Genomic DNA, 9,072 nt, shown 5'->3' on the forward strand with positions numbered 1-9,072 from the left:
AGTTCTCGGTGCCGCTGTTGCAGCTCACCTACGACGACCGCTGGGGTCGCTTCCCCTGGGACGACGGGTACGACATCCCCGCGTGGGTGCAGCCCAGGCCGGGCGAGCTGAGTGCTTGATCGTGTCGGCAAGCGACCGCAACGGGACGACAGATGGCAAGTGGGCAAACCCCTGCCGCGGTGGGTGGGAACGAGTGCGAGCGTCGTAGAAGGCAGAACCTGCTGGGCCTGGAATCCCCGGACGGACGACTGCTAGAACTGGACGAGATTCTCACCTACGAGCACCTCGCGACCGTGCACCCGGAGCGGCCACTGGCACAGCAGATCAAGCTGCTCCCGCTCGGCGAGGTCACCGAAAAGGGGCGTCTCCCCAGTCACGACTTCGCGTGGCTTGACCGTGGCGGTCTGTCGGTAGACGCCAAGCGGGTCCGTCGAGCTGACTACGGCGTTGTCCGTGGTCGGATTCGACCGTCGATCAACGACGCGTGGGACAACCACGAGTTCACCAAGGACGTCTTCCTGATCGACATCGGAGGACGTGAGTTGCGTGACAAGTTGCGCCGTGAGCTGAGCCTGTACAACCAGCGCACCCTGGGGCGCAAGGTACGGAGGCTGTTCATCCTCTGGCGCGGCCAGATTGATGAGATCGACTTCGTGTGAACAGGAGAACGGGGCGAACCAGCGCGTTCAAGTCGGCCTCTTATTTCAAGGCTAGCGCCGGGCGCCCCGTTCAATGTTCAGCCTACCCGTCTCGGATCCGTCAGGCTACGAATCGACGGTCTCGCCCCAGGATCGCCAGGTGGACGTCGCGGGATGCGTCAATGCTGTCAGCAGCACCGGCTACAGTCCTGAGCAAGTTCAGGAATCTCGACGAAGGGAGGGGATCGTGCCGGGGCAATCCCGCTCTCTGCCGGACGATCTGTTCACCTTCACGACGACGGATCGGGCACCGCTCTACACCGCGCTTATCTATGCCTTCGGGGAGGCCAATGAGCGGCTGTTGACCTCGCTGGCGCTGGACGACGTCCGCGAGCACCTCTCCGCCGTGGGGTGGTCGGGCACGCTGGACGACACGGACCTGAGTGCGGCATTGCAGCAACTGAGGGATTGGCGCCTGGTGGACGCCGGCCAGAACCACTCCGAGCAGTACCGCACTGCGCAGGAGTACGAGCGCCGCAACCTGCAGTACTCGCTGACGCGGCGTGGTGAAGCGGCTCTTTCGGGGCATCAGGCCGCGGTGGCGGCACTGGAATCCAGCGGCGGGCTGCAGACCGCGGTGCTGGACGCCATCGCCGAGACGCTCGACCGGCTCGCCCTGCTCACCAGGCGACTGCCCGACTCCACCACGGGGCCGCGAACCGAGGCCACCACCGAGCAGCGCCGGCTCTACGCCGCCTTCGCCGAGCTCAGCGGGCATCTCGACGCGATGCGCACTGGAATCCGGACGTTCAACAGCGATCTGCAACGTCTGCTGCGTGCCGACGAGGTGAACGAGGCCACCTTCGAAGAGGTGAAGGAGGCGACGGTCCGCTACCTCGACGACTACGTCACCCGGCTCGACGACCGAGCCGCGCGAATCCGTCAGGCTGCCGGACGGGTCCGCGAGGCGGGTCTCGAACGGCTGCTGCAGGCAGCGCTGGCGGGCGCCGAACTCCCGCCGCACGTCGACGCCGCCGAACGTGACGCCCAGTGGCTCGACCATGCCCACACCCGATGGGTGGGGCTGGAAGCCTGGTTCGCGCCCTCGGGCGACTCGCGGCCGCGGGCGGAACTGCTGAGCACCACCGCGCGTCGCGCTATCGTCAGCCTGCTGCAGGTGGTCGACCGGATGCGCACCGCGCGCCGCCGTCCGTCCTCGGCTCAGGCCGATCTCCGGCGGGTGGCCGCGCTGTTCGCCACCGCCCCGGCGGACGACGACCTCCACCGCATCTGGCGAGCCGTGTTCGGCCTCCACCCGGCTCGACACACCTCTCTCGGGCACGCCGACCCCGAGACGGTGCCGCGTGGATCGTCCTGGGCCGACGCCGAAGCGGTCCCGGTCGCCGCGTTGCTGCGGGAGAGCGGTATCGCCGAGAAGTTCGCCCGGCCGGCCCGGGTGCGTGACGTCTCTGAATTGCGCGCCCGCCGGACCGAACGGGCCCGGGTCGAGCGCGCAGCCACCGAACGGGCGATCCGGGCGCTCGGCACTGATGGCCCTGTATGCATCTCGGGCCTCGACGCACTTGAGACCGACACCTTCGTCGCGTTTCTCGATCTGCTCGGCCGAGCGGTCTCGCACCCGCCACACCACGGTGAGCTGCGCGCCACGTCCGCCGACGGCCGGGTCGAGGTCGTGCTGACCCCACCGAGGGACGGAGCTCGCGCCCAGCTGCGCACCACGTCCGGCGCGCTCGACTGCCCCGACTACGAGTTCCGGATCATGGTGCCCAGCCGGATGCCGTGGGGGGTACCGGCGTGAGCACACTGCAGAACCAGCTCGCCGCCCAGGAGCGGGAGGAGGTCGCCCGCGCGATCCGGGGCCTGTTGCGTGACCCGTGGGTGACCCAGGCCGGCGACCCGGCGCTTTACGAGCTGATCCGGCGCCGGCACACGGCACTGGTCCGCTGGTTCGAGCACTTCCTCGGCTGGCAGCTGACCATTCAGTCAGACCTGGGCTACATCCGGCTGGCGAAGACGCCTGGCGCCGCGGTGGCCGGCGGCGATCTCCGTCCGGCTCGGCGGCAGCGGTCGGGCCGGGCCGCCTTCGACCGGTTGCGCTACGTGCTGCTGTGCGTGGTGGCGGCCGAGGCGCTCGACCTGCGGCTGGTGACCATCGGTGAACTCGCCGAGCGGGTGACGAGCGCGTGCGCCACCGCTGAGGCGCTGCCCAGGTTCCTCACCGACCGGCAGGATCATCGCCGTGCCTTCGTCGACGTGCTGGTGTGCCTGGAGAGCTGGGGTGCGCTCGCCGTGGTCGACGGCCAGACCCAGGGGTACGCCGAGGATGCCGGCGCCACCGTGCTGTACCGGGTGAATCCACCGGTGCTCTACCAGCTGCTGGCCTGTCCGCAAGGGCCTTCGCTGGTGCTGCCCGACGACATCGAGACCGCCACGGCGATCGAGCGACTGACCGACGAATCCGGGTACGGCCCCGATCATCGGGCCTCGGCGCGGCTCGAGGCCGGCTCCGACCGCGATCCGTCCCGGCCAACGACCGTGCAGCGCTCGCGCTGGGCACGGCACTCGGTGCTGCGCCGGCTGTTCGACGATGCGGTGGTCTACCGCGACGACCTGACGCTGGCCGAGGCCGCGTACGTCACCTCGATCAGCGGACGCGAGTTGCTCCGTCAGGCAGCTGATCAGGCCGGCTTTGCCCTTGAGGAACGCGCCGAGGGGTTCCTGCTGGTCGATCCCGATCGGGTCAGTGGACCGGACGCATTCCCCTCCGCCGGTGCCGCGTCTGCTGCCGGGCTGCACCTGATCACCCGGCTGCTCGCCAACGGTTCCGACGGTGCAACCCCGGCGGAGTTGGTCGACCATCTCGCCGAGTTGATGGACGCCACCCCGGCCTGGGCGCGCACCTACCGCGATCCGGACGGGCCGCACCGCCTGACTGCAGAGGCACTCGACCTGCTGGCCGGCCACCAGCTCGTCCGATGGGAGACCGACCGGTTCCGAGCCAGGCCGGCGGCCGCCCGCTTCCGGGAGGCGACGGTGACCCGCCGCGCGCCGAAACGGGCGTCGGCACCGGCTCCGGAAGCGGAGCAGGACAACCTGTTCGGTGAGTGGGAGGCATCATGACCCGCTGGCGACCGCTGCGCGCCGGCATCAGCAATGTGTGGCGCTACTACGACGAGGTGTTCACTTTCGAACAGGGACGGCTCCTGTTGCGCGGGCCGAACGGCTCGGGCAAGTCGAAGGCGCTCGAGGTGCTGCTGCCGTACCTGCTCGACGCCAGCACCCAGCCCTCCCGGCTCTCGACCTTCGGCACCACCGCGCGCACCATGCACTGGAACCTGATGGGTGAGGGCGCGAACGGGCGAACCCGGGTCGGCTTCGTCTGGCTGGAATTCGGGGACGGCGCCGAGCGGGTCACCATCGGCGCCCGGTTACAGGCCTCAGTGAGCACCACTCGGGTTGACCCCGACTACTTCATCACCACCGCGAGCGTAGGCAACGAGCTGCGGCTCACCGACGACCAGGGTGCTCCGCTGACCGTCGCGGCTTTGAAGGAGGCATTGGGGGATCGGGGCAAGGTGTACCCAAAACCGGGGGAGTACCGGACCGCGGTACGGGAGCTGTTGTTCCCGGCCATGACCGCCGACCGGTACAGCACGCTGGTGCAGGCGTTGCTGCAACTGCGCCGGCCCAAGCTCTCCGAACATCTTGACCCCGAGGCCCTCTCCGGCTTGCTGTCGAGTGCGCTGCCGCCGGTCGACGAGCTGCAGATCGCCGAACTGGCCGAGGGCTTCGAGCGGCTCGATCAGCAGAAGGCGCATCTGGTGCAGCTCGAGCGGCAGGAGCAGGCGGCCCGCGAGCTGGTTGCCTCGGTCCGCCGGTATGCCAGGTCGGCGATACGCAGGCACGCGACGACGCTCACCCAGGCCACCAGCGCGCTGGACAAGGCCTCCGCCGACGTGCGCCACGGCCAGAACGGTCTCGACCGGCAGCGCGAGACCGCGGCGGAGGCGCACCGGCTGGCGACCGAGTCGGAGACTCGGTGGGAGGAACTGTCCGGGGCGAAAGAGGCGCTGGAGCGTTCCGAGGCCTACGCCGAGGGCCGCAACCTGGAGGATCTGCGCCAGCGCGTCGCCGATGCCCGAGCGACTGCTGATCGAAGTGCCGGTGACGCCAGTGGCGCCGATGCCAAGGCCGTGGCCTCCCGCGAGGAAGCCGAGGGCGACCATGGCATCGCGCAGAAGGGGCGCGACGAACTGGCTGGGCAGCTCATGGCGGTCTCCGAGGCTGCCGTGGCCGCTGCGCTGGTGGTGCCCGGGGATCTGGAGCTGCCCGCCCCGCCGGTGCTCGACCTGCTGCCGGAACCCTTGGACTCCGCCTGGCCGACGCACCTGCTCGCCGGGCTGGACGACCTGGACGCCCGCGATCGCAGCCGATGCGATCAGCTTGACCGGCTGCTTGGGCTGCTCGATCAGCATGACGCCGCCGTCGCGGAGCGGACACGGCGCGAGGCCGCGGTCGACGAGCGAAGTGAACAGCTGGCGACCGCTCGGCAGGCGCTCACCACGGCGGAGGACGCCCGTGACCAGGCCTTGCTCTCCTACGACGACGCGGTGCTGGCCTGGGCGGACGGCGCGGCCGCGCTCGCCCTGGACCGGACCGAGGTCGAAACCGCGCTTGAGGCAGCGCGCGATGCGCGGACGGGCGCCGCGGAGGCCGAGTCCTCCAGGCTCGCCGAGTTGGTCACGGCCGGGCTCGGCGAAGTGGACCGGACGACCAGCCTCCGTCGCGGCGAACTGACCGTCCGCCGTGACGGGGCGCAAGCCGAGCGCGACGACGCGGAGGCCGAACGCGCGAGACTGGCCGGTGACACCGTCACTGAACCGGCCCGCGCCGGATGGCGGGACAGCCCGGCGGCCGAAGGAGCTCCGCTGTGGCGGTTGATCGACGCCGCTCCCGGGGTCTCCGATGACGTGCTCGCCGGGGTCGAGGCCGCGCTGCAGGCCAGCGGCCTGCTAGACGCGTGGGTGCTGCCCGACGGGGAGGTGCGGCTGGACGGGCATGACATCGTGCTCGGCCGAGCCGCGCCGGCTCGGGCGGCCGGCAGCCTTGCTGACGTGCTGCGTCCGGATGTGGCCGGCCAGCCGGTGCCGGCCGAGGTGGTGGACGGGATTCTGCGGGCGATCGGGTTGGGTGGCGGTGCGGATGACGCCGGCCCCTGGGTGAGCCAGGAGGGCCGCTGGCGGTTCGGGGCACAGCATGGCCGCTGGACTAAGCCTGCCGCCCAGTTCATCGGTGCCGCCGCCCGCGAACGTCATCGGCACGAGCGGCTCGCCCTGCTCGCGGTGAAGCTGGCCGACCTCGACGCACAACTGGCTGCCATCGACGCCGACCTGCGGGCTCTGCTGGCCCGTGCCGACCAGGCTCGTGCCGAAGCTCGCGCGGTACCCTCCGGCAAGGCGGTCCAGCTCGCTGCAGGCAAGGTCACCCAGGCTGAGGGGGCCGTCCAACTTCGGGAACAGGATCATGTCGCCGCGGTTGAGGCCCGGGCTGTGGCCGAGCGGCAGGCTGCGGCGCAGTGGATCGCGGTCGAGGCCGAAGCGGCCCGATCTCAGCTGCCGGTCCAACGCGACCAGCTTCTGCGGCTGGCTGCGGCACTTGGAGAACTACTGAGACTGACGGCCGACCTGCGCGGGAAACTCCGCGCGTATCTGGACCTCGTACAGAGCCTCGTGCGCACCAACGCCCGCGCCGACCGGGAAGCCGACGAAGCAGCGAATCTGCGCGCCCGGGCCGAAGCGGACGAGTCGGCCGCCCGGCGACTCGAAGCCGAGCTGGACGAGCTCGACGCCACTCGCGGCGCTGTGTTCCGCGAGGTGGTAGCCCGGATAGCCGACCTGACCTGGCAGATCGACGAGCAGAAGAATCTCCACCGCACGCACCAGAACCGTAAGAACAAGGCCGACCTGGAGATCGCCAGGCTGGACGAGCGGCTGCAGACTGCCGAGCACGCCCACACCGAGGCGGTCGGGGCCCGCGACACCGCACTCGATCAGTTCGCCTGGATCATGAGCACTTATCTGGCCGACGCGGTCGAGCTCGGCGTGAGCGTGGACGCCGACCGTGTCCGTCCGACGCTCGATCTGGCACGGCAACTGCTCCGCGACCTGCCAGCCGAGCGACTCGGGGCCACCGAACTGGTCAGTCAGATGAACGACAAGGTCCGGCAATCCGAAAGCGTGCTCGCCGATCGGGCTCAACTCGAACTCAATCCCGAGCGGGACGTGATGATTCCGTCCGCGGTCCATGGCGGGCGGCGCACCTCCGTCCGCACCCTGCTCGACGCCGTCGCCGCCGAGCAGGCCCGCACCAAGGCGGAGATCACCGAGGGTGAGATGGCGCTGTTCCGGCGGATCTTGACCGGCGACACCCGACGACATCTGTCGAGCCGGATCCGGGACGCCGGTGAGCTGGTGGCCGGCATGAACCGGCGGTTGGCAGCGGTGCGGACCTCGTCCCAGGTGCGGGTCCGGCTGGTCTGGGAAGTCCGCAAGGACGAGGGCGAGTTGCTCGCCCGCGCCCGCGAACTGCTGCTGACCACCCCGGACCGGCTCTCCGACGCGGACGAGCAGGCGTTGGCCCGCTTCCTCGAGGAGCGGATCGCACGGGCTCGCGAGACCGACGACGGGCTGCCGTGGGCGCAGCAGTTGGCCAAGGTGTTCGACTACACCGGTTGGCATCAGTTCCGGGTGCAGATGGCGCGTGGCGAGACCGCGGAATGGAAGCCGCTGACCCGGCAGGTGCACAGTGCGCTCTCCGGCGGCGAGAAGGCGATCGCACTGCATCTGCCGCTGTTCGCCGCGCTCGCCGCGCACTACGAGGCGACGCCCGGGGCGCCGCGACTGATCCTGCTGGACGAGGTGTTCGTCGGCATCGACACCCCGAACCGTGGCCAGATCTTCGGCCTGCTCACCGAACTCGACCTCGATCTGGTGCTCACCTCCGATCACGAGTGGGCGGCCTATCCGCAGATCGACGGCATCGCGATCCACGCGCTGGCCAGCGACGACGCCGACGATGCGGTGACCAGCACGCGGTTCGTCTGGACCGGCACCGAGATGGTGGAGGATCCGATAGCGGACGGGATGCTGGTGTGACCTGGAGCGATCATCTGGACGAGGTGTTGCGAGCCGCGCACGCTCGGCTGGCGCGTGATCCCGCCGCGCGCTCGTTCCAGGTGGACCTGCCAGTGGCCGAGCAGCGGGAAGCGTTGGCCGACCTGCTCGGAACCCCGCTGCGTCCGGGTACGCGGACTAGGGTTCCGCTCACCGGTCCGCGCGGGCTGGCGGTCGCGGTCGAGCAAGCCTCCGGCCTGTCGTTGATCGACTATCTCCAGTGCAGGTTCGGCCCGTTGCTCGACCCTGCTGTGGCACGGCGCCAGGGGGCGGATCAGCGGGACGAGCTGTGGCGCTGGTGGCTCGGGCATCCTCTCCTGACGGCACGTCCGCACCTGAACGAGTGGGCCGAGCAGGTGATGCGGCTCGGTGCCCGCGGCGGGCCGGTCGCTACCCGCTCGCTGTTGGAGCGGGTGCTGCTCGTCCTGGATGAACTCCCGGCTGCGGACGAACTGCTGCCCGTCCTGGCCGGCCGGCTACTCAACGACACCCACGCGCTGGACGCCGGCCGGACGCTGACCTCTCACATCCTGGGAGCGGTCGCCGCGGACCTGGGCGTGGACAAGCCGAACGACGCGGCCGGACGGCGGGAACTCTGGCGCACGGTCGGCGTCCGCGATGACGAACTGTCCTCAATGGTGCTGGTGGCGGGATTGCGCCCGGCCGGCGATACGACGTCGGCTCAGCTGTGCCGGCTGGCCGCGGCGGCCGGGGAAGCGGCCTCGCTGACCCTCGCCCAGGTCCGCCGGCAGGCGGCTCCCTGGAACGCCGAGCGGGTGTACGTGGTAGAGAACCCGGCGATTCTGGCGCTGGCGGTCGGTGAGTTCGGGGTAAGGGTTCCACCCATGCTGTGTGGCTCGGGCTGGCCGTCGGCCGCCGTGGCCCAGTTGCTCAGCCGGCTGGCCGCTGAGGGGGCTACTGTCGCGTACCACGGCGATTTCGACGGCGAAGGGGTGCGGATCGCCAACCATCTCATCAGCATCCCGGGCGTTGAGCCTTGGCGGATGGACACCGACGACTATCTGCGTCAGGTCGCCGACCATGGCGCGCCGGTGGGCCGGGTTACCGAGGCCTCGTGGGACGCCGGCCTTGCTCCCGCAATGATCGAGCGCGGTGTGGCCGTCCTCGAAGAGACCGTCTGGCCGCAACTGCGCGCTGACCTGGAGAGATCATGATGCTCGCCCGAGGGGTGCCGTGCAGCCCGGGGCGGGGTACTGGGGTGCTGCAGCCGAGCGGAGACG

General features: G+C 70.2%; 5 protein-coding genes. All 5 read left to right on the top strand.

Annotated features, from left to right (window positions below):
- Positions 1-152 precede the first annotated feature (152 nt).
- The 5 genes from Q0066_RS10845 to Q0066_RS10865 all read left to right on the top strand — a co-directional run bounded on the left by Q0066_RS10845 (position 153) and on the right by Q0066_RS10865 (position 9,006).
- Positions 153-659: a hypothetical protein gene (locus Q0066_RS10845; RefSeq protein WP_298132787.1), complete on the top strand. Its 507-nt coding sequence runs from the start codon at positions 153-155 to the stop codon at positions 657-659.
- A 226-nt stretch (positions 660-885) separates the two neighbouring features.
- Positions 886-2,457 (top strand): TIGR02677 family protein, encoded by a 1,572-nt coding sequence (locus Q0066_RS10850; RefSeq protein ID WP_298132789.1) that lies wholly within the window; start codon positions 886-888, stop codon positions 2,455-2,457.
- A complete protein-coding gene (locus Q0066_RS10855; RefSeq protein ID WP_298132791.1) occupies positions 2,454-3,779 on the top strand; it encodes a TIGR02678 family protein in 1,326 nt (441 codons plus the stop codon). The genes Q0066_RS10850 and Q0066_RS10855 overlap by 4 nt, the downstream gene beginning before the upstream one ends.
- Positions 3,776-7,813, top strand: a complete 4,038-nt coding sequence (locus Q0066_RS10860) for a TIGR02680 family protein (RefSeq protein WP_298132792.1) — start codon at positions 3,776-3,778, stop codon at positions 7,811-7,813. The genes Q0066_RS10855 and Q0066_RS10860 overlap by 4 nt, the downstream gene beginning before the upstream one ends.
- Positions 7,810-9,006, top strand: coding sequence for a TIGR02679 family protein (locus tag Q0066_RS10865; protein WP_298132793.1), 1,197 nt, complete (start codon positions 7,810-7,812; stop codon positions 9,004-9,006). Before Q0066_RS10860 ends, Q0066_RS10865 begins: the two co-directional genes overlap by 4 nt.
- Positions 9,007-9,072: the final 66 nt, after the last annotated feature.

The organism is Micropruina sp., from assembly GCF_027492755.1.
In the GTDB taxonomy this organism is placed as follows: domain Bacteria; phylum Actinomycetota; class Actinomycetes; order Propionibacteriales; family Propionibacteriaceae; genus Micropruina.

Excerpts from the sequence above, each read along its gene's own strand:
- Q0066_RS10860 (WP_298132792.1), top strand. The coding sequence starts at position 3,776 with ATGACCCGCTGGCGACCGCTGCGCGCCGGCATCAGCAATGTGTGGCGC.
- Q0066_RS10845 (WP_298132787.1), top strand. The coding sequence starts at position 153 with ATGGCAAGTGGGCAAACCCCTGCCGCGGTGGGTGGGAACGAGTGCGAG.